At 73.1% G+C, this 20,172-nt stretch carries 20 protein-coding genes and 3 tRNA genes; 13 read left to right on the forward strand and 10 right to left on the reverse strand.

Annotation, left to right across the window (positions count from 1 at the left end; translation table 11 throughout):
• Window positions 1–3: 3 nt before the first annotated feature.
• From ACH34T_RS42385 to ACH34T_RS42400, 4 genes are all read right to left on the reverse strand, one after another.
• The gene (locus ACH34T_RS42385) at window positions 4–876 is read right to left on the reverse strand and encodes a LysR family transcriptional regulator (protein ID WP_396026676.1); all 873 of its coding nucleotides are present in this window, start codon (window positions 874–876) and stop codon (window positions 4–6) included.
• Window positions 877–959: 83 nt separating this feature from the next.
• Window positions 960–2,495, reverse strand: coding sequence for an MFS transporter (locus ACH34T_RS42390; RefSeq protein ID WP_396026677.1), 1,536 nt, complete (start codon window positions 2,493–2,495; stop codon window positions 960–962).
• Window positions 2,495–2,758: a ubiquitin carboxyl-terminal hydrolase 14 gene (locus tag ACH34T_RS42395; RefSeq protein WP_396026678.1), complete on the reverse strand. Its 264-nt coding sequence runs from the start codon at window positions 2,756–2,758 to the stop codon at window positions 2,495–2,497. Before ACH34T_RS42395 ends, ACH34T_RS42390 begins: the two co-directional genes overlap by 1 nt.
• An 82-nt stretch (window positions 2,759–2,840) precedes the next feature.
• Complete coding sequence (locus tag ACH34T_RS42400) at window positions 2,841–3,875, reverse strand: GDP-mannose 4,6-dehydratase (protein WP_396026696.1); 1,035 nt, start codon at window positions 3,873–3,875, stop codon at window positions 2,841–2,843.
• A 227-nt stretch (window positions 3,876–4,102) separates the two neighbouring features.
• On the opposite strand from ACH34T_RS42400, the gene folP reads away from it, so the two are divergent.
• Window positions 4,103–4,939: a dihydropteroate synthase gene (gene folP, locus ACH34T_RS42405; RefSeq protein WP_396026679.1), complete on the forward strand. Its 837-nt coding sequence runs from the start codon at window positions 4,103–4,105 to the stop codon at window positions 4,937–4,939.
• Window positions 4,940–4,944: 5 nt separating this feature from the next.
• On the opposite strand, the gene ACH34T_RS42410 is transcribed toward folP, so the two are convergent.
• Window positions 4,945–5,502: a CGNR zinc finger domain-containing protein gene (locus ACH34T_RS42410; protein ID WP_396026680.1), complete on the reverse strand. Its 558-nt coding sequence runs from the start codon at window positions 5,500–5,502 to the stop codon at window positions 4,945–4,947.
• 279 nt (window positions 5,503–5,781) lie between these two features.
• Window positions 5,782–6,354, reverse strand: coding sequence for a hypothetical protein (locus tag ACH34T_RS42415; protein ID WP_396026681.1), 573 nt, complete (start codon window positions 6,352–6,354; stop codon window positions 5,782–5,784).
• Window positions 6,355–6,652: 298 nt separating this feature from the next.
• Between ACH34T_RS42415 and ACH34T_RS42420 the strand changes: the two genes are divergently transcribed.
• The 3 genes from ACH34T_RS42420 (at window position 6,653) to ACH34T_RS42430 (ending at window position 6,948) form a co-directional block, all read left to right on the forward strand.
• Window positions 6,653–6,724 (forward strand) — tRNA-Trp (locus tag ACH34T_RS42420).
• 15 nt (window positions 6,725–6,739) lie between these two features.
• Window positions 6,740–6,810, forward strand: a tRNA-Ala gene (locus ACH34T_RS42425).
• Between the two features lie 53 nt (window positions 6,811–6,863).
• Window positions 6,864–6,948: transfer RNA gene (locus ACH34T_RS42430), tRNA-Ser, on the forward strand.
• A gap of 41 nt (window positions 6,949–6,989) precedes the next feature.
• Here ACH34T_RS42430 and ACH34T_RS42435 read toward each other — a convergent pair.
• The gene (locus ACH34T_RS42435; RefSeq protein ID WP_396026682.1) at window positions 6,990–8,327 is read right to left on the reverse strand and encodes a pyridoxal phosphate-dependent aminotransferase; all 1,338 of its coding nucleotides are present in this window, start codon (window positions 8,325–8,327) and stop codon (window positions 6,990–6,992) included.
• A gap of 138 nt (window positions 8,328–8,465) precedes the next feature.
• Here ACH34T_RS42435 and ACH34T_RS42440 point away from each other — a divergent pair, with 138 nt between their 5' ends.
• The 5 genes from ACH34T_RS42440 to ACH34T_RS42460 all read left to right on the forward strand — a co-directional run bounded on the left by ACH34T_RS42440 (window position 8,466) and on the right by ACH34T_RS42460 (window position 14,661).
• Window positions 8,466–9,392 (forward strand): LysR family transcriptional regulator, encoded by a 927-nt coding sequence (locus ACH34T_RS42440; RefSeq protein WP_396026683.1) that lies wholly within the window; start codon window positions 8,466–8,468, stop codon window positions 9,390–9,392.
• A gap of 183 nt (window positions 9,393–9,575) precedes the next feature.
• A complete protein-coding gene (locus ACH34T_RS42445) occupies window positions 9,576–10,394 on the forward strand; it encodes a hypothetical protein (RefSeq protein ID WP_396026684.1) in 819 nt (272 codons plus the stop codon).
• 214 nt (window positions 10,395–10,608) lie between these two features.
• A complete protein-coding gene (locus tag ACH34T_RS42450; protein ID WP_396026685.1) occupies window positions 10,609–11,778 on the forward strand; it encodes an Ig-like domain-containing protein in 1,170 nt (389 codons plus the stop codon).
• Window positions 11,779–11,994: 216 nt separating this feature from the next.
• A complete protein-coding gene (locus ACH34T_RS42455) occupies window positions 11,995–13,188 on the forward strand; it encodes an Ig-like domain-containing protein (RefSeq protein ID WP_396026686.1) in 1,194 nt (397 codons plus the stop codon).
• A gap of 63 nt (window positions 13,189–13,251) precedes the next feature.
• Window positions 13,252–14,661, forward strand: a complete 1,410-nt coding sequence (locus ACH34T_RS42460) for a glycosyltransferase family 4 protein (RefSeq protein WP_396026687.1) — start codon at window positions 13,252–13,254, stop codon at window positions 14,659–14,661.
• A 27-nt stretch (window positions 14,662–14,688) separates the two neighbouring features.
• Here the strand turns inward: ACH34T_RS42460 and ACH34T_RS42465 are convergent, their stop codons facing one another.
• The 3 genes from ACH34T_RS42465 to ACH34T_RS42475 are packed head-to-tail and all read right to left on the reverse strand — an operon-like array spanning window position 14,689 to window position 17,178.
• Complete coding sequence (locus ACH34T_RS42465; protein ID WP_396026688.1) at window positions 14,689–15,198, reverse strand: DUF664 domain-containing protein; 510 nt, start codon at window positions 15,196–15,198, stop codon at window positions 14,689–14,691.
• 10 nt (window positions 15,199–15,208) lie between these two features.
• Window positions 15,209–16,525, reverse strand: coding sequence for a sensor histidine kinase (locus ACH34T_RS42470; protein WP_396026689.1), 1,317 nt, complete (start codon window positions 16,523–16,525; stop codon window positions 15,209–15,211).
• On the reverse strand, window positions 16,522–17,178 hold the full coding sequence (locus tag ACH34T_RS42475; RefSeq protein ID WP_396026690.1) for a response regulator transcription factor: 657 nt from the start codon (window positions 17,176–17,178) through the stop codon (window positions 16,522–16,524). Before ACH34T_RS42475 ends, ACH34T_RS42470 begins: the two co-directional genes overlap by 4 nt.
• A gap of 177 nt (window positions 17,179–17,355) precedes the next feature.
• Here ACH34T_RS42475 and ACH34T_RS42480 point away from each other — a divergent pair, with 177 nt between their 5' ends.
• The 4 genes from ACH34T_RS42480 to ACH34T_RS42495 form a co-directional block, all read left to right on the forward strand.
• Window positions 17,356–17,901 (forward strand): hypothetical protein, encoded by a 546-nt coding sequence (locus ACH34T_RS42480; RefSeq protein WP_396026691.1) that lies wholly within the window; start codon window positions 17,356–17,358, stop codon window positions 17,899–17,901.
• The gene (locus tag ACH34T_RS42485; RefSeq protein WP_396026692.1) at window positions 17,901–18,944 is read left to right on the forward strand and encodes a peptidoglycan-binding protein; all 1,044 of its coding nucleotides are present in this window, start codon (window positions 17,901–17,903) and stop codon (window positions 18,942–18,944) included. Before ACH34T_RS42480 ends, ACH34T_RS42485 begins: the two co-directional genes overlap by 1 nt.
• On the forward strand, window positions 18,941–19,657 hold the full coding sequence (locus ACH34T_RS42490; protein ID WP_396026693.1) for an ABC transporter ATP-binding protein: 717 nt from the start codon (window positions 18,941–18,943) through the stop codon (window positions 19,655–19,657). The genes ACH34T_RS42485 and ACH34T_RS42490 overlap by 4 nt, the downstream gene beginning before the upstream one ends.
• Window positions 19,654–20,172, forward strand: a 519-nt coding sequence (locus ACH34T_RS42495) for an ABC transporter permease (RefSeq protein WP_396026694.1), incomplete at its 3' end; no start/stop codon positions are given. The genes ACH34T_RS42490 and ACH34T_RS42495, both read left to right, overlap by 4 nt.

The following is a 20,172-nucleotide window of genomic DNA, read 5'->3' on the forward strand; positions in this document are numbered from 1 at the left end:
GTGTCAGTGGGCGTCGCGGGCCGTGTCCTTGGCGAAGCTGAGGAAGTCGCGGGCGGCGGGCGGGAGCTTGCGGTGCGCGTGGACGATCCCCGTCATCCGGGTGATCGGCGGCATGAACGACCGGACGGTCACGCCCTCGGTGTCGTCGATCTGGTTCCGGTACCACAGCAGCGAGCCCATCCCGGCGCGGACCCAGCCGATCCACGCGCCGCGCTCGTCGGACTCCACCGCCGCGACGGGGGTGGCCCCCACCCGGCGCAGCACGGTGTCGATCTCGGCGCGGCGGGCGCTGCCGCGGGCGGGCAGCACGAGGCGCATCCCGTCCAGCGCGTGCACCGGCACAGGCTCGCGCATCTTCAGCGCCGGCGGCGAGATCAGCACGACCTCCCGCTGCTCGAACGGGTGCGCCGTCATGTCGCCCGGCACCGGCAGGTCGGTGAGCGCGAGGTCGGCGCGGCCCGCGCGCAGCGCCGCCGCGACGCCGTCGCGGTCCTCGCAGCGGAGCACCCGGACCCGGACGGCCGGCTGGTCGCGGGCGAAGCGGGGCAGGAGCCGGCCGGTCAGCTCGGGCTCCAGCGACGAGGTGACGGCGACGCGCAGGTCGGCGCCGCGCCCGTTGGACCGGGTCACCGCCAGGCCCTCGATCGCGTCGACCGCGTCCAGCGCGACCCTGGCCTTCCGGACCACCTGCTCGCCGACCTCGGTGAGCGCCACGCCGCGGCCGGAACGCTGGAACAGCTCGACGCCGAGTTCGCGCTCCAGCTCGCGGACGGCCCGCGACAGCGCGGGCTGGGCCACGTAGAGAGCCTGGGCCGCCGACGTCATCGTGCCGTGGTCGGCGGTCGCCACGACATAGCGCAGCTGCCGCAGATTCATGCACCGACCGTATGCCAACGAACCCATTCGGTCCCGGACATAGCCGGAATCGGACCTAGATTGAACCCGCGCCGACCTGGTGATCAAGCCCCAGGCCGGGCCGGGGCGGTCTCCGGCTCGGGCTGCAGCTGCGGCGCGCCGACGCCGCAGTGGCTCCTGCACTCCGGCTCGACCGCCTCGCCGGACGGGGCGCGCAGCGCGTCGTCGTCCACCGTCAGGAAGCTCAGCACCGCCCCGCCGACGAGCATCGCGGCGCACACCGCCATCGCGATCCCGAACCCGTGCGAGAACGCGGACGGGTCGTCGTAGGCGTCGCCGGTCAGCCCGGCCAGCGGCGGGATCGCCGCCACCGTCAGCAGGCCCGCGGCCCGCGCCACCGCGTTGTTGACGCCGCTGGCCACGCCCGCGTGCCGGACGTCCGCGGTGGCGAGGACGGTCGCGGTGAGCGGCGCCACCACCGCCGCCAGGCCCAGCCCGAACACGACCACGGGAGGCAGGACGTCCCGCACGTAGGACGCGTCCGCGCCGATCTGGCCGACCCACAGCATCCCGGCGGCCGCCACCACCAGCCCGACCGTCATCGGCAGCCGCGGGCCGATCTTCTGCGCGAGCGCGCCCGCCCGCGCGGACAGCAGCAGCATCAGCACCGTGACCGGCAGCAGCGCCGTCCCGGCGGCGATCGGCGAGAACTGCCCGACGACCTGCAGGTTCAGCACGAACAGGAAGAACATCACGCCCATCCCGCCGTACATGATGAACGTGACGACGTTGATCGCGGTGAACTGCCGGGACGCGAACACGTCCAGCGGCAGCATCGGCCGCGGCGCCTCCCGCCCCGCCTTCGCGGCGCGCACCCTGCCGCGCCTCTTCTCCACCACCACGAACGCGACGGCCGCCGCGGCGCCCGCCACGACGGCGACCCCGATGACCACCGGGGGCGCGTTGCCGCCCGGCGCCTCCGTCAGCGCGTACGTCGTCCCGGCCAGCGCGAGCGCCGCCAGCGCCGCGCCGAGCACGTCGAAGCGGCCGTGCGCCTCCGGGTCGACGCTCTCCGGGACGTGCCGGACCGTGACCAGCAGCACCACGGCGGTCAGCGGCACGTTCAGCAGGAACACCCACCGCCACCCGGCCACCTCCACCAGCCAGCCGCCCGCGAACGGCCCGATCGCGCCCGCCACCCCGCCGAGCCCCGACCACGCCCCGACCGCGCGCGGCCGGTCGTCGGCCGCGAACGACGCCTGGATGATCGCCAGCGAGCCCGGGGTGAGCAGCGCCCCGCCCACGCCCTGCAGCGCCCGCGACACGATCAGCATCTCGATGTTCAGCGCCAGCCCGCACAGCACCGACGCGACCGCGAACCACACGACGCCGACGAGGAAGATCCGGCGGCGCCCGTACCGGTCGCCGAGGGAGCCGCCGAGCAGGATGAACCCGGCGAGCGTCAGCGTGTAGGCGTTCACCGTCCACTGGAGCCCGGCCATGTCGGCGTCCAGGTCGCGGGCCAGCCTCGGCAGCGCCACGTTCACGACCGTGGCGTCGAGCATCGCCACGCTCGACCCGAGCACGGTCGCCAGCAGGATCCAGCGGCCGGGCCCGGTGCCCAGCCGGACGTCGGGCATCAGACGATCAGTTCATCGACGAAGCACCAGCGCCAGTCCTCGCCCGGCTCGAACGACCGGACGATCGGGTGCCCCTCCTTCTCGAAGTGCGCGGTGGCGTGCCGCATCGGGGACGAGTCGCAGCAGCCCACGTGCCCGCAGCCCAGGCACAGCCGCAGATGGACCCACCTGGTGCCCTCGGCCAGGCACTCCTCGCACCCCTGCGGGGTGTTCGGGGACGGGTCCTGCGCCGGAATGCTCCGCACATGTTCGCAAGTGGCCATGTCTGCATCGTGCCACGGCCCCGGTCACAGGATCACCAATGGCCCCGCACCGCGGGTAGATCGAACGGCCCTCGCCGCGGGATCACCAGTGGTCGGGGCTGAACGGCTCGTCCTCGGGGCGCGCCGACTCCGCCAGCAGCCGCAGGTCCGACTCGACCATCATCGTGACGAGCTCCTCGAACGTCACCGCGGGCTCCCAGCCGAGCTGCTCGCGGGCCTTCTTCGGGTCGGCGCACAGCAGGTCGACCTCCGCCGGACGCGTGTACCTCGCGTCCAGGACGACGTGGTCCTCCCAGTTCAGGCCGGCGGTGCGGAACGCGAACTCCACCAGCTCCCGCACCGACTGGGTGTGGCCCGTCCCGATGACGAAGTCCTCGGGGGCGTCCTGGGCGAGCATCAGCCGCATCGCGCGGGCGTAGTCGCCGGCGAAGCCCCAGTCGCGGCGCGCGTCCAGGTTCCCCAGCCGCAGCTCGGTGGCCAGGCCCAGCTTGATGCGGGCCGCGCCGAGCGACACCTTCCGGGTGACGAACTCGGCGCCGCGGCGCGGCGACTCGTGGTTGAACAGGATCCCGCTGACCGCGAACATCCCGTACGACTCGCGGTAGTTCTGCGTGATGTAGTGCCCGTAGCTCTTCGCCACCCCGTACGGGCTGCGCGGGTGGAACGGCGTCCTCTCGTTCTGCGGCGTCTCCCGCACCATCCCGAACATCTCCGACGACGACGCCTGGTAGAAGCGGATCTGCTCGCGGCCCGGCGTCCTGGACGGGCTGATGCCCGACACCACCCGGATCGCCTCCAGCATCCGCAGCACGCCCATGCCGGTGACCTCGGCGGTCAGCTCCGCCTGCTGCCACGACATCGGCACGTAGGAGATCGCGCCCAGGTTGTAGACCTCGTCCGGCCGGACGTGCTCCACCGCGGAGATCAGGCTGCCCTGGTCGAGCAGGTCGCCGGTGGCGATCCGCACGTCGCCGATGTGCTTGCGCAGCCGCGACACATGAGGGTTCGCCTGCCCACGCACCAGGCCCCAGACCTCGTACCCCAGGGCGAGCAGGTGCTCGGCCAGATACGAGCCGTCCTGTCCGGTGATGCCGGTGATGAGTGCTCGCCTGGACAGCGGATCCTCCATGGCTGATTAGGTCCGATGCTGGCCCCCCACGGACGGACCCGCGACGAGCGTGACCTATGAGATTAGCGACCCCGCCGCGGTGCTGACGACGGAGGGCGGTCTTAGAACCGAATTCGCTTCTGTTCGCCGAACCGTCCTCCAGCCCCCACCCACCGCCATCCAAGCGACGAGCTCCGCTCGACCGTCCCGCTCCGATGTGCCACGGTGAGACCATCATGAGCCCCTCTGAGACGCCGCTGCGGCTGAACGGGCGCGACCTCGGCCCGCACGCGATCATGGCCGTGGTGAACCGCACGCCCGACTCGTTCTTCGACAAGGGCGCCACCTACGGCTTCGACGCCGCGCTCGCCGCCGTCGACCGCGCGGTCGCGGACGGCGCCGACATCGTCGACATCGGCGGCGTGAAGGCCGGTCCAGGCGAGGACGTCGGCGTCGCCGAGGAGCTGCGCCGCGTCGTCGGGCTCGTCGGCGCCGTCCGCGAGCGGCATCCCGGCGTCGTGATCAGCGTCGACACGTGGCGCGCCGAGGTCGGGGAGGCGGTGGCGCTGGCGGGCGCCGACCTGCTGAACGACACCTGGGGCGGTCCCGATCCGCGGCTGGCCGAGGTCGCCGCCGCGCACGGGATCGGCCTCGTCTGCGCGCACGCCGGGGCCCTCGCGCCCCGGACCCGCCCGCACCGCGTCGGCTACGCCGACGTCGTGGCCGACGTCGTCGCGCACGTCACGGCCGAGGCCGAGCGCGCGGCGGACCTGGGCGTCCGCCGGGACGCGATCCTCATCGACCCGGCCCACGACTTCGGCAAGAACACCCGCCAGTCCCTGGAGATCAGCCGCCGGCTCGGCGAGCTCACGGCCACCGGGTGGCCGGTACTGGTCGCGGTGTCCAACAAGGACTTCATCGGCGAGACGCTCGGCCGCCCGGTCGACAAGCGCGGCGTCGGCACCATGGCCGTGCTGGGCGTCTCCGCCCTGCTCGGCGCCCGCGTCTTCCGCGTCCACGACGTCAAGGCCGCCCGCCAGGCCCTCACCGCCGTCACCGCCGTCCGGGGCTGAACGCTCTAGTGCGCCGCTTCGCGCTGGCGTGCGCGGTAGGCGGCGACGTGCATGCGGTTGCCGCAGGTGCGGCTGTCGCAGTAGCGGCGGCAGCGGTTGCGCGACAGGTCGACCAGGACGCGTGAGCAGTCCGGCGCCTCGCAGGTGCGCAGCCGGTCCAGCTCGCCCGCCGCCACCACGTACGCCAGCGCCATCCCGCAGTCGGCGGCCAGGTGCTCGCCGAGCGGCGCGCCCGGCGCGAAGTAGTGCACGTGCCAGTCGTAGCCGTCGTGGTCGGTCAGGTGCGGGGTGGTGCGGACCTCGCCGACGATCTCGTTGATCTGCTGGACGGCGGCCGGGACGTCCCCGGCGCGGAACACGGCATGGAACCGGTCGCGCAGGTCAAGGGCGCGGGCGAGGTCGACGCCGGTCAGCTCGCCGACGTCGCTGAACTCGTTGCGGTCCACGAACGCGCGCAGGCCGGTCACCCCGGTGAGCTCCTCGGCCCCGGACGCCGCCGGGCCGGTGTTGATCAGGTCGACGACGACGGCGAGCGCGTGCTCGGTGTCGTGAGTGAAGATCACGATGACTCCAGTCTCGGGGACCCGGGGCGGTCGTGTGCCCGGCCCGCCCCTGCGGGAACCCGTGCCGCCGGGCCGGGACGCGGCCCGTGGTGCACAACCATATGACGAGTATCCGGCACGTCCATGCGCACCCCGTGATGCGGTGCGTACAGTTCCGCGTTCCGGGCGGGGCCGCAACCGGGATAGGGGACAGGCTCTTCGCCGTCCTCCGGGCTCGGCCTGGAGGTCCGCCAGGCGATCAGTGCGCCGACGGCCGGGGCCGCGCCGGGGCTCGGCGGGTCAGCGCTCGTAGTTCGGGTCGGCGACGACCGGGTAGAACGCGTCGCTGTGCTGGACGCGCATCGTGACGGCCGTCCCCTCCAGGGTGTAGTCGGCCTTCACCTGGCGGAACATCGAGTCGCTCGCCCACGGGTTGTAGAGCCGGCCCACCGTCGCGCCGTACCGCAGGTGGACGACGTCGTACCCTCCCGACGGCATCGACTCCAGCGCCAGGCCGTCGGCGAGGGACACCGAGAACCGGAACTCCGAGGGCGCGTCCGGCCCGTGGATCACGGTCAGCAGCCGCACGCCGCCGGCGGTCGTCTGCGCGACGATGTCGGTGTCGACGTCCACGCCCACGAAGACCCGGAGGCTGGGCCGCAGCACCTGCGCGACGGTGTCGGCCGCGGCCACGTCGATGCCGAGGTGGATGCGCTGCCCGTCCTTGGTCGGCACCCACACGCCGTCGCGGGCGCGCTGGCCCCAGGCGACTTCCGGGTTCTCCATCTCCTGGGGCTCGTTCTTGCCCCGCGCGACGAGAATCCTGGAGGCGGCGCTCATCGCAGCGGCAGCGCCGTCCCGTGCATGCCTCATGGCGGGCCCCCTCGCCCTCTTCATCACTCGCGTGACTTCGTGCCTGTCTCGGGTTTACCACGGGCAGGCCGGACTGGGTGTCCGCTGGCCTGCTGCTGGTCGATTCGTGACGTTCGCCCCGTGCGTCGTTGGACCTTACACCACGCTTATACGCCCCGGACGTGTCGGGTGGCGCCCCTTCGCGCACGATCACGGGGCGATGACGGTGCGCATCCGGACCTTTACGCAGAAAATACTTTGTGCGCGTCCGGGAGGCTCCGCATCATTGAACACATCGAACGAACGCGGAAAGGCGCGAAGGGGTGAGCCACCGGTTAGGCGGCCGGTCTCCAAATCCGGCGGAAAGTGGGTTCGACTCCTACCGCCCCTGCTGAGCACGCACGACGGGCTTGTGGTGCAACGGAAGCACACGTCCCTTGCAAGGACGCGATCAGGGTTCGACTCCCTGCTGGTCCACCGGCGCCCGGCGCCGCGGGCCGTCTCGCGGCAGACGGCCCGCGGCGGGTCCTGGAGGGTTGGCCGAACGGTAAGGCAGCAGTTTCGAAAACTGACGTCGAGGTGACACTCGAAGGGGTTCGACTCCCTTACCCTCCGCAATTCACACCTACCCTCGGCAATTCATGCCGCGATTCGGCTCAGGCGGGAACGGGCTCGCCGACGGTGGCCGTCGCGGAGAGATCGGCGAGGACGTCGCTGAGGCGGTCCAGGGCGTCCGCGATCCACGGCAGGGCCGCCGGGGCGGGCGACGCCAGGGCCGCGAGGCGCTGCTCGTCGTCGTCGCCGTAGAGCTGGCTCGGCGCCACCCGCATCCGCAGCGCCGACGGGGCGTCCCCGAACGAGCTGCCCGGCAGGACGCCGACTCCGTAACGTTCCAACAGCAGGTGCGTGAGATCGGCGGCCGTCCGGACGCCGTGGTTCTCGTCGAGCGCGTCGCGGATCGGGCCGAAGTCGGGGTAGACGTAGAACGCCGCCTCCGGCCGCGTGACGCGGGCTCCCGCGGCGGCGAACCGGTCCGCGACCGCCCCCGTGACCGCGGCGTGCAGCCGCCTGCTGCGGTCGACGTGCTCGACGAGCTCGGGCGGCTCGGCGAACGCGTACGCGGCGGCGTGCTGCATCGGCGCGGGCGCGCTGGACCACATCTCGCTCGCCACGCCCAGCAGGCTGTCGCGCAGCGCGCGGCCGAACGGGCCGTCCGGCAGCCGCGCCACGCCGAGCCGCCAGCCGCCCGCCGCCAGGCTCTTGCTCAGCGCGGTCGTCACGACGGTCCGCTCCGGGGCGTACCGGGCCGGGCTGGGGATCCGCCGTCCGGGCGCGTGCACCAGGTCGCGGTAGATCTCGTCGGAGATGATCACCAGGCCCTGTTCGCGCGCCACCGCGCACAGCCGCCGGACGGTGTCCTCGGACGCGATCGTCCCGGTCGGGTTGTCGGGGAGCGTCACCACGACCGCCCGGACGTCGCGTCCCCGCGCGCGGGCCCGCACCACGGCGTCGGCCAGCAGCGCCGGGCTCGGCACCCCGCCCTCGCCGCGCGGCGTGGCGACGCGGATTGGCTCGACCCCCACCAGCGACGCCTGCGCCGCGTAGGAGACCCAGCTCGGCGACGCCACGACCACGTCGCCGCCGATCGCGGTCAGCAGCGCGTACAGCAGCGGCTTGCTGCCCGGGCCGGCGACCATCATGGACGGGTCGGTCGGCAGCCCGCGCCGGGACCAGTACCCGGCGGCGGCGCCGCGCAGCGCGGCCGACCCGGCGACCGGCCCGTAGCCGCCCCGTCCCGCGGCCGCGCCGAGCTCGCGGGTCAGGGCCGGGTGGATGGGGATCCCGGCCTCCCCGAAGCCGAGCGGCAGGACGCGGACGCCCTCCCGGCGCTTGCGCGCGATCGCCTCGTTCACCGCGAGCGTCGCCGACAGGGCGACGGGACGCGGCGCGAACGGTAGCGGCCGGACGGGTTCGGACTCTTTCTGGGCAGGCATGACGGCTCCAAGGCATGACGAGATAGCGGTGGGTCGAGCGGAATCCCCTGTACGGCCCGGCCGGGCTCAACGCAATACTTTCCCGCTTTTAGCATCATCACAAGCGAGTCTCATCGATGGTGACCGTAAGATGGGCTGATGCTAGAGCTTCGCCGCCTGCGGCTTCTCGCCGAGTTCGGCCGCCGCGGCAGCATCGCCGCGACCGCCGCCGCCCTGGGCTACACGGCGTCCGCCGTCTCCCAGCAGCTGGCCGCGCTCGAACGCGAGGCCCGCGTCCCGCTGCTCGACCGCACCGCCCGCAGCGCGGAGCTGACCGACGCCGGGCGCCGCCTCGCCGACCGCGCCGAGGAGATCCTCGGCCTCGTGGAGACCGCCGAGGCGGAGCTGTCCGCGCACTCCGACACGCCGATGGGCCGGGTCGTGGTCACCGCGTTCCCCACCGCCGCCGTCGCGTTCGCGCCCGCGCTGGCGCAGAGCCTCGGCGAGCACCCCGACCTGACGTTCGTGCTGCGCCAGACCCGTCCGGGCGACGGCGTCCGGCAGGTGCAGAACGGGGAGGTCGACATCGCGCTCATCGACGACTGGACGGGCAAGGTCCCCGAGCAGTCGCCCGCCGCGCTGGAGTTCTTCCACCTGCTCCGCGACCCGCTGGTGCTGGTCGTCCCGTCGACGCACGCCATGTCGGCCCCCGGACGGACGGTGGACCTGCAACAGCTCCGCGAGGAGCCGTGGATGGCCGCGCCGCCGGGGGAGCCGTCCCGGCAGGCCCTCGAACGGCTCATGGACACCGTCGGCGGGGCGCGTCCCGTCCCGTGGGAGTTCGAGGGCCTGCACACGATCCTGAGCCTGGTGGCGCGCGGCATCGGCATCACCGCGGTGCCCGCGCTGGCGCTCGCCGCCGGCGACCAGGACGTGGCCGTGCGGCGCATCCCCGAATGCACACTGGCGCGCGAGGTCTACGCCGTGACCAGGACCGCGAGCGTGCGCCGGCCGTCGGTGGCGGTGACCCTCAGGGCCATCTACGCCGCGGCTCGCGACGTCCAGCCCGCCCCGCCGGAGCGGTGAGCGGGGCACCCGCTACTGTCGGAAGTGAGGCCTGGGTCACATGGTTCAACCGTGGCCGCATCCGGCCGCCGCCCGCACTGGACGGGGGTCGCATCCGAACTAAGGGGGGAACGACGGCGCGCCGACCGGATCAGTCGAAAACGGACAGGCGCGTGCCGATCATCACGTACGGTGGGGCGAATCGTGACCACAACCGAGTCCATGCACACCGATCGGGGAGCGCAGCGCTCGATGGATCGACCGGCGACAACTCCCGCCGAGCCCTCCGGGGCGACGGCGGCCCCCACGCCGACGGCGCAGGCCGGCGAGGCGCGGGGCGACGGGCACCAGAACGGGCACCACGTCTTCGAACTGCCGCGGGTGACGGCGCTGCTGATGCACGCGCTCCCGCGCTTCGTCGAAGGGGTCATCGCCCCGGTCGCGGTCTTCTACGCCGCGCTGACGCTGCTGGGGCTGAACGGCGCGCTGATCGCCGCCGTCGCCTGGGTGTACGGCGGCATCGTCTACCGGTTCGTGCGCGGCCATCCGGTGTCGGGGATGCTGCTGCTGGCCGCGGTCGGCGTGACCGTCCGCGCGGCCACGGCCGCCGCGGTCGGCGTGACCGTCCGCGCGGCCACGGCCGCCGCGACGCACAGCGCGGTCGTCTACTTCCTGCAGCCCACGCTCGGCACCCTGATCATCAGCCTGTCGTTCCTCGCCTCCGTCCCGCTGGGACGGCCGCTGGCCATGAAGCTGGCCAAGGACATGGCGCCGATCCCCGAGGCGTTCCTCAAGCACGCCAGGGTGCACCAGTTCTTCCTGCGCATCTCGCTCCTGTGGTCGATGGTCCTGTTCGCGAACGTCGCCGTCAGCCTCTGGATGCTGTTCAACGAGTCGCTCAGCATGTACCTGTGGTTCCGCACCGGCATCGTCGCCGGGCTCGGCGCGATCGGCGTGGCCGTCTCGGTGTGGGGCTTCAAGCGCGTCGTGCGCCGCGTCAACCGCGAGCCCGCCCCCGCTTGACCGGAGCCCGCTCGACCGGGCCGCCGCCAGACCCGGGGCCCGCGAGACCGGATCCGCCCTCCGCGATCCGCATGTCCGGATTCGCCTGAGCCGTACCGGCTGAGCAGCGATTCTCCTGCCCGGCGGGCCGAACTTCCGGCCCGTCCGAGGCGTCTCCCTTCTCAGAAAGATTCACCAAGTTGCGGTGAAATCACGGGGTTTGGGGGAGTTTGCAGTGAAACAGAGCCGGGGTGTGCGGGTGGCCCTGACGGGCGGCGCGGGCGCGGTGGCGGTGCTGGCGGCCGGTTGCGCGATCGGCGGCGAGGGAAAGCTGGCCTCCGGGAACTCGGCCGACGCCGTGACCATCACGCCCGCCAACGGAACCGCCCAGGTCAAGCCGGACGGCACCATCGAGGTCAAGGCCGCGGACGGCAAGCTGCGGACGGTCACCGTCCAGGGCCCGGGCGCCACCGTGACCGGGAAGTTCGGCGGCGGGCGCAAGACGTGGCGGTCCGACCGGACGATGACGCCCGGCACGTCCTACACCGTCACCGCCCAGGCGGAGGACGACGGCAAGACCCGCACCGTGACCAGCTCGTTCACCACCCTCAAGGCGGACCGGACGCTCTCGATCACGGACGTCACCCCGAACCTCAAGGGCGAGAAGGTCGGCGTCGGCATGCCGATCATGATCAGGTTCGACCGTCCGGTCACCGACAAGGCCGCGGTGGAGCGGGCGCTGCACGTCACGCCCGACAAGCCCGTCGAGGGCGCGTGGCGGTGGGTCGCCGCCGACCAGGCCATCTACCGGACGAAGACGTACTGGCAGCCGCACCAGACCGTCCGCTTCCACGCGAGCCTCGCCGGGGTGAACGCGGGCGGCGGCGTGTACGGGGCCGAGGACGAGCAGGCCACGCTCTCCATCGGCGCCGCGCAGATCACCAGGGGCGGCATCGACGACCACCACATGACCGTGACCCGCGACGGCAAGAAGCTGCGGACCATCCCGTTCAGCGCCGGCAACGGGCAGACGCGGGAGTTCACCACCACCAGCGGCGTCCACCTGCTGATGGAGAAGGGGAATCCCGTCACGATGACGTCCCCGGGCCGGCAGCCCGGCGACCCCGGCTACTACAAGCAGGTCGTCAACTACGCGGTCCGGTTCTCCAACAGCGGCGAGTACGTGCACTCGGCGCCGTGGTCGGTCGGCTCGCAGGGCTCGGCGAACGTCAGCCACGGCTGCCTGAACGTCAGCCCGGAGAACGCGAAGTGGTACTACGACACGATGCAGCGCGGCGACGTCATCGAGCTCACCGGCACCGACCGCGAGGTCGAGCCGATGAACGGCTGGAGCTTCTGGCAGCTGCCGTTCGACACGTGGCGGCAGGGGAGCGCCCTGCGATGAGACCGTCCCCCGGGGCCGCGGCGCCCGGCCTGCGAAGATCGCCGAGCGTGCGCGCCGTGCCCGCCGCGTGCAACGCTTTGATCTCGGCCGCCCGCCAAAACCCCGGGTCATGGCATGATCCTCGGTTTTTGTCGCTAATGTCTCCCTGGTAGACGGCGGGTTCGGGAGGTCGCAGTGCAGCGGAGGGTTTCCGCAGGGGTTCGGGCGGGCGCGGGTATGGCGGGGGTCGTCCTGCTCCTCACGACGGCCTGCAGCGGGGGCGAGAAGGAGGGCGGCGTCACCGTCGGCGAGAAGGCCGACGCGGCCGTCCCCCAGGTGACGATCAACCCGGGCAACGGCAACACCAAGGCGGAGCCGGAGGACGGCGTCACGGTGACCGCCGCGGGCGGCACGCTGGAGCAGGTCACCGTCACGCTCAAGGGCAAGCCGGTCGACGGCGAGATGGCGGCAGACAAGGCCAGCTGGAAGTCGCGGACGCTCCGTCCCGGCGCCAAGTACCAGGTCACGGCCGTCGCCAAGAGCCCGCAGGGCAAGACGGCCACGGTCAACGCCGCGTTCTCCACGGTCAAGGCGGCGAAGGAACTCGGCATCCTCGACGTCACCCCGAGCAACAACGAGAAGGTCGGCGTCGGCATGCCGATCCAGGTCGTCTTCAACCGCGGGGTCGACGACAAGAAGGCCGTCGAGAAGGCCCTGGAGGTCAAGTCGGCCAAGCCCGCCACCGGCGCCTGGTACTGGGTGAACGACACCACGGTCATCTTCCGGACGAAGAACGGGCAGTACTGGCAGCCCAACCAGAAGGTCACGTTCTCGGCCCGGCTGTCCGGCGTGAAGTCGGGCAAGAAGACCTACGGCGTCAAGGACTTCTCCCGCGGGTTCCGCATCGGCGACTCGCACATCGTCACCATCAGCACCAAGAAGAAGAAGGCGGTCGTCAAGAAGAACGGCCGGACGGTCCGGACCTGGCCCGTCAGCACGGGCAAGGGCGGCCGCGTCGTCAACGGCGTCGACACCTTCCTCACCACCAGCGGCATCCACCTCACGATGGGCAAGGAGAATCCGGCGATCATGACGTCGGAGTGGATGGGCGTCGACCCGAAGGACAAGAAGAACGGCGGCTACAAGGAGGTCATCCCGCACGCGGTGCGGATCTCCAACAGCGGCGAGTTCATCCACTCGATGGCCGCCACCGTCTGGGCGCAGGGCCGGCAGAACGTCAGCCACGGCTGCGTCAACTCGCCGCCCAAGGACGCCCGCTGGTTCTACAACTGGTCCTACCGCGGCGACCCGGTGATCATCACCGGCAGCAAGCGCGGGCTCGACCCGATGAACGGGTGGAGCTACTACGAGATGTCCTGGAGCCGCTGGGTCAAGGGAAGTGCCCTGAATCGCACAGTGACGACCGGATGATGTTGACTGGTCCTGTCAAGGGGAACAAGCCGGACACGGTGGACTTCCGCGAGAGGGGACCCGGTGAACGATTCGGACCACGACTTAGAACGGCGCCCGCCGAGCCCGAGGCCGAGCCCGCGGCGCCGCGCCGGGCACGCCGCGCGGCTCGCGCGACGCGGGACGCACCGCGCGGTGCGGCGCGCGGCGATCACTGCTCTGCGGCCGCTGCGCCGGAGGCACGTCCCGCCGCCGGGTGAGCGGCTCCGCGTGCAAGTCCTGCTCCAGAACGCGCACGGGACGGGCGGGACGATCCACACCGTGCTGAATCTGTGCGGGCACCTGACCCGCGACCACGACGTCGAGATCGTCAGCGCGGTGCGCAAGAGCAGGCGGCCGTTCTTCGCGGTCCCGCCCGGCGCGACGGTGACGTACGCGGACGACCGCCTGGCGCCCAGGGGCAGGGCGGCGCGGCTCCTGGCCCGGCTGCCGAGCGTCCTGACGCCGGTGGACGAGGCGTCCTACCGCGCCATGAGCCTCTGGACGGACGTGTGCCTCCTGCGCGCCCTCTACCGGTCACCGGCCGACGTCGTCATCGGCACCCGGCCGTCCCTGAACCTGTTCGCGGCCGAGTTCGCGCCCCGCGGGGCCGTGACGATCGGGCAGGACCACATGAGCCTGGGCTCCTATCGGCCCGCCCTCCGCCGGCAGATCGTCCGCCGGTACCGGCGGCTGACCGTCCTGGCCGTGCTGACCGAGGCCGCCCGCGCCGAGTACGAGCAGGCCCTAATCGGATCAAGGGTCCGCGTGGTGCGGATTCCGAACGCGGCGCCGCCGCTGCCCGGGCGGACGTCCCCGCGCGCGGACAGGGTCGTGCTGGCCGCCGGGCGGTTCGTCGCCGTCAAGGGCTTCGACGCGCTCATCCGCGCGTTCGCGCCGATCGCCGCCGAGCGCCCCGACTGGACCCTGCGGATCTTCGGCAAGGGGGTGCGCCGCGACGGGCTGCTGGCGCTCATCGACGATCTCGGCCTCACCGGACGGGTCGAGCTGCGCCCGCCGACCCGCGACCTGCACGGCGAGATGGCCCGCGCGTCGATCTACACGCTGACCTCCGCCCGCGAGGGCATGCCGATGGTGATCATCGAGGCGATGGGGATGGGCCTGCCGGTCGTGTCGTTCGACTGCCCGCACGGCCCCGCCGAGCTGATCACCCATGGCCGGGACGGGCTGCTCGTCCCCAACGGCGACGAGGCCGCGTTCACCGCCGCGCTCCGCGGCCTGATCGCGGACCCCGGCCTGCGCGACCGGCTCGGCGACCAGGCCGCCCGGTCGGCGCGCGCCCACGACCTGGAGCACATCGGGTCCCGGTGGTCGCGGCTCATCTCCGGGCTGCGCCCGTCCGGCGGGGCGGCCGGGGACGGCGGCCCGGCCGCGGCCCGCGGCGCCGATCTGGACGGCGACACCGATCTGAGCGTCTCCGGCAGCGACCGCTGACGGCCGACCGCTGACGGACCGCCGCCCTCAGGCGCGCTGGAGGATGCCGCGGACGAACGCCGCCTGGCCGACGTGCTCGGTGCAGTCGTTGATGACGCTGATCAGCCGCACGCCGAGCGTGACGGGCGGTGTCCACGAGCGGTCGACGACGCGGCCCAGGTCGCCGTCCGTCACCGAGCCCACGTACTCGACGGTCGCGGCGTGCACGGTGTCGTGGTAGCCGATGAGCAGGTCGGGCGACTCGACCTGGACCGCCGCGACCTGGTCCGAGGTGTGGCCGTAGCCGGTGTCGGACGGGTCGAGCGGCAGGCCGAACCGGTCGGCCCAGCCGCCGTCCGTCCACGCCTGCGCGGCGCCGGCGAGCTCGGAGACGTGGTCGTCCTGCACGCGGGTGAGGTGCCAGACGAGCCACGCGATCGAGTTGGCGTCGGCGTCGACGCGGTAGGCGAGCTGCCGCGGGGTGAGCCCGCCGACCGTCTGGTGGACCTGCTGGCGGATCCGGTCGAACGCGTCGGTGAGCAATAGCGCACTGGTCATTGATCAGACGCTACCCCGGCTCGGGCTCCGATTTCATGGACGGCGCGGCGAGTTCCGGCGGTCCGGCCCGTCCGGGATGGGGTTCGGCGACCGGCGGGGCGTCCTCTAAGGCGTCCGGTGCGGGGTGCGGGGCGCGGGCGGGGAGCCGGACGGTGACGTCCAGCCCGCCGCCGGGACGCGGCACGGCGGTCACCCCGCCGCCGTGGGCGGTCGCCGTGGCGCGGACGATCGACAACCCCAGCCCGGACCCGCGGTCCGAGCGCAGCCGGTCGTTGCCGAGCCGCCGGAACGGCTCGAAGATCGTCTCGACCTCGTAGGCGGGCACGACGGGCCCGGTGTTGGACACGACGACCTCCGCCCAGCCGTCCCTGCTCCGCGTCGCGACCGACAGCTCGCCGCCGTCGCGGTTGTGCCGCACCGCGTTCTCGACCAGGTTCTGCACCAGCCGCTCGACGAGCACGGGATCGCCGGACGTGACGGCGGGGCCGAGGGCGCGGCGGGCCGTCAGGCCGCGCGCCCGCGCCTCGGGGGCCGCCTGGTCCAGGACGTGGCCCGCGACGTCCGCCAGGTCCAGCGGGCCCGCGTCGACCGCGACGCCCTCGGTGCCCGCGAGGGTGAGCAGCCCGTCGATGAGCCGCTCGTGCCGGCCGTTGACGACCAGCAGCGACTCGCCGAGCCGCTTGACGTCGCCGGTGGCGTCGGGGCGGCGCACGGCCACGTCGATGAGCGTCCGGTTGATGGCGAGCGGGGTGCGCAGCTCGTGGGACGCGTTCGCGACGAACCGCCGCTGGCCGTCGAACGCCCGCGCCAGCCGGCCGAGCATCGTGTCGAACGTGTCGGCGAGCTCCTTGACGTCGTCGCGGGGCCCCTCGTAGCCGATCCGCTCGGTGAGGTCGTGGCTGCGCGCCACCCGTCCCGCCGTCTCGGTGATCGTGTGGACGGGCCGCAGCGCCCGGTCGGCGAGCAGCCAGCCGAACCCGAGCCCGGCCGCGCCGACCAGGCCGAGCGCGATGGCGCCCTGGGTCAGCAGGGCGCTGAGCGTCTTGCGCTGGTAGTCCTCCCGGACCTTGACCAGCGCCCCCTCGACCCTCTGGTCGGTGAGGCCCCCCGTGGCCTTCTCCGACGGCGGAGGGAACGGCTCCTCGGAGAAGGAGCCGGCCTCGAACACCCGGTTCGCCTTCGGGACGGCCTGGTTCTCCAGGTTGTTCTTCACCAGGAAGTAGGTCAGGCCCAGCAGGAGGACGGCGGCGCCCAGGAACAGGCCCGCGTACAGCAGCGTGAGCCGCATCCTGATCGTCGGCCGCAGCCGGTCGGTGAACGTCGTCATGGAATCCGGTACCCCACTCCCGGGACGGTCTCGATCACCGGGGGATCGCCGAGCTTGCGGCGCAGCTTCATCAGCGTCACCCGGACGGTGTTGGTGAACGGGTCGGTGTGCTCGTCCCACACCTTCTCCAGCAGCCGCTCCGCCGACATGATCGCCCCGTCCGCGCGCATCAGCTCGGCCAGCAGCCCGAACTCCTTGCGCGCCAGGTGCACGTACCGGCCGTCGCGGACCACCTCGCGGCGGGACGGGTCGAGCCTGATCCCGGCGCGCTCCAGCGTCGGCGGGTCCGCCGGGCGGGCGCGGCGGCCGAGCGCCTGCACCCGCGCCACCAGCTCCTCGAACGCGAACGGCTTGGTCAGGTAGTCGTCCGCGCCGAGCCGCAGCCCGTCGACCCGGGCGGGGACGGTGACGGCCGCGGTGAGCATCAGCACCCGGACGAGCGCGCCGGACTCCACCACCGCGCGGCACACGTCGTCGCCGTGCACGACGGGCAGGTCCCGGTCGAGGACGAGCACGTCGTAGTCGTTCACGCCGAGATGCTCCAGCGCCGCGTCGCCGTCGTAGACGACGTCCACCGCGAGCGCCTCGGACCTGAGCCCGTCGGCGATCGAGTCGGCGAGCATCCGCTCGTCCTCGGCGATCAGTACCCGCACCCGTGCCGCCCCCTCGCCGTCCTGCGGAGCGCGCCCCGCGCGTCCTGCCGACCCAGCATCGGGCAGCGGGCGTAACGCCGGCGTAACGCGAACCGGTTACGCCGGGGTTATCGGCGTCCGGCTGGACTTGCGGTCGCCGCCGGCGCACGTCCGGCGGGAACGACGGGAGACCGACCGATGCGACGACGGACATTCGCGGCGCTGGCCCTCCTCCCGGCCCTCACCCTCGGCCTGCCGGGCTGCGGGGGCGAGGGCGGGGGAGCGGGATCAGGCGCCACCGCCAAGGCCGCGAGCGACCAGCAGAAGATGCGCGACTACGCCCAGTGCATGCGCGACAACGGGGTCGCCATGGACGACCCAACCGCGGACGGGAAGATCACGATGCGGCACAGCGAGCCCCCGGGGAAGGGCAAGGGCGGCGGCCCCGAGGGGAACGACAAGATGGGAGCGGCGCAGAACAAGTGCCGGCATCTGATGCCGAACGGCGGCAAGCCGGAGAAGCCCAAGCCCGAGGAGATCGCGAAGATGCGCGCCTTCTCGCAGTGCATGCGCGACAACGGCATCGGCGAGTTCCCCGACCCCAAGCCCGACGGCTCGATGCTGCTCAAGGCCGGGAAGGACACCGGGCTCGACCCGGAGAGCCCGAAGTTCAAGAGCGCGCAGAAGGCCTGCGCCAAGTTCCAGCCGGACGGCGAGAAGTCCCTCGGCGGGGGCAAGGACTGATGGCCCGCAAGCGCGCCGTCGTCCTGGGCGCGGCTGGGGTCGTGGTCGCCGGCGGTGCGGGCCTCGCGACCGCCGGCCTCGGCGGCGGCGGCGAACCGGCCGCCGCGCGCAGCTCGCTGCCGCCCGCGACGGCGCCGATCGAGCGGACCACCCTGGTCGAGACCCAGGACGTGGACGGCACCCTCGGCTACGGCGGCACCCGCACCGCGATCGGCGCGGGCAACGGCACCCTCACCTGGCTGCCCGCCGCCGGGTCGGTGATCGCCAGGGGACGCCCGGTCTACCGGGTCGACGACAGGCCGGTGCCGCTGCTGTACGGCAGGCTGCCCCTCTACCGGACGCTGTCCGCCGGGACGAAGGGCGACGACGTCGAGCAGCTCGAAAAGAACCTCCGGGCCCTCGGGTACACGGGCTTCACCGTCGACGAGACCTACGGCTCCGCCACCGCCGCGGCCGTGAAGCGCTGGCAGGACGCCCTCGGCGTCGCGGAGACGGGCCGGGTGGAGCCGGGGTCGGCGGTCGTCGCGTCCGGACGGATCCGGGTGGCGGAACGCAAGGCGAACGTGGGCGACCGGATCGGCGGCGCGGTGCTCACCTACACCGGCACCACCCGCGTCGTGACCGTCGACCTGGACGTCCGGTACCAGCGGCTCGCCAGGAAGGGCGCCGAGGTGGAGATCGAGCTGCCGTCCGGCGACACCACCAAGGGGCGGATCGCGTCCGTGGGGAGGGTCGCCAAGGAGGGCGGCGAGGAGGATCCGACGACGATCGAGCTCACCGTCGCGGTCCGCGGCCAGAAGGCGCTCGGCTCCTACGACAAGGCGCCCGTCGAGGTGCGGCTCACCGCGGACCGGCACGGCGACGTCCTCGCCGTGCCGATCGGCGCGCTGCTCGCGCGGGGCGACGGCGGGTACGCGGTCCAGGTCGTCCAGGACGGGCGCGTCCGCACGGTGCCGGTCGAGACGGGCGTGTTCACCGACGGGCAGGTCGAGATCTCGGGGGCCGGCCTGGCCGAGGGCATGAAGGTCGGGGTCCCCGCATGAGCGAGGCGCACCGGGGAGCGGGCGGCGGCGCGGTCGTGGAGCTGCGCGAGGTCACCAAGACCTACCCGGGCGGGGTGACCGCGCTGGACGGCGTGTCGCTGACGGTCGGGGCGGGCGAGCTCGTCGCGATCGTCGGGCCTTCCGGGTCGGGCAAGTCGACGATGCTGCACCTGCTCGGCACGCTGGACCGGCCGAGCGCCGGGACCGTCCTCGTCGAGGGCACCGACGTGTCCCGGCTGCCGGACCGGCGGCTGTCGGCGCTGCGCGCGGGCCGGATCGGGTTCGTGTTCCAGCAGTTCCACCTCGCCGCCGGGGTCAGCGCGCTGGACAACGTCGCGGACGGGCTCCTGTACGGGGGAGTGCCCCCGGCGGAGCGCCGCCGCCGCGCCCGCCGCGCCCTGGAGCGCGTCGGGCTCGGGCACCGGCTCGGGCACCGCCCGCACCAGCTGTCCGGCGGGGAGCGGCAGCGGGTCGCGATCGCCCGCGCGGTGGTGGGGGAGCCGGCACTGCTGCTGGCCGACGAGCCGACCGGCGCGCTGGACTCCGCCTCGGGCGCGGGCGTCCTCGACCTGCTGCGCGAGCTGTCCGGCGGCGGGACGACCGTCGTCCTGATCACCCACGACCGGGACATCGCCGCGCTGCTGCCCCGCCAGGTCCGGATGCGCGACGGCCGGATCGTCCACGACGACGCACGGGTGGAGGCCGCCCTGTGAACCGCTCCGAAACTCCGAACCGGCTCGGCCCGGGGGACGTGCTGCGCGTCGGCGCCGCCGGGCTGCGCTCCCGTCCGCTGCGGGTGTTCCTGTCCGCGCTGGGCATCGCGATCGGCATCGCCGCGATGATCGGCGTGGTCGGGATCTCCACGTCCAGCCGCGCCGAGCTCCAGGCCACCCTCGACCGGCTCGGCACCAACCTGCTCACCGTCGGGCCGGGCCAGGACTTCTTCGGCGAGGCGGCGAAGCTGCCGGAGGAGTCGGTCGGCATGGTGGGCCGGATGCCGGACGTCGAGTCGGCGTCCGCCACCGCGGCGCTGGACGACGTCCACGTCTACCGCAACGACCGCATCCCGGACGGGCAGAGCGGCGGCATCGGCGTCCGCGCGGCCCGCCTCGACCTGCCCCGGACGGTCGGCCTCACCATGGCCGCCGGGACCTGGCTCAACGCCGGGACGGCGAAGTACCCGGCCGTGGTCCTCGGGTCGGAGTCGGCGGAGCGGCTCGGCGTGGCG

This window comes from Actinomadura sp. 9N215, from assembly GCF_044326345.1.
In the GTDB taxonomy this organism is placed as follows: Bacteria; Actinomycetota; Actinomycetes; order Streptosporangiales; family Streptosporangiaceae; genus Spirillospora.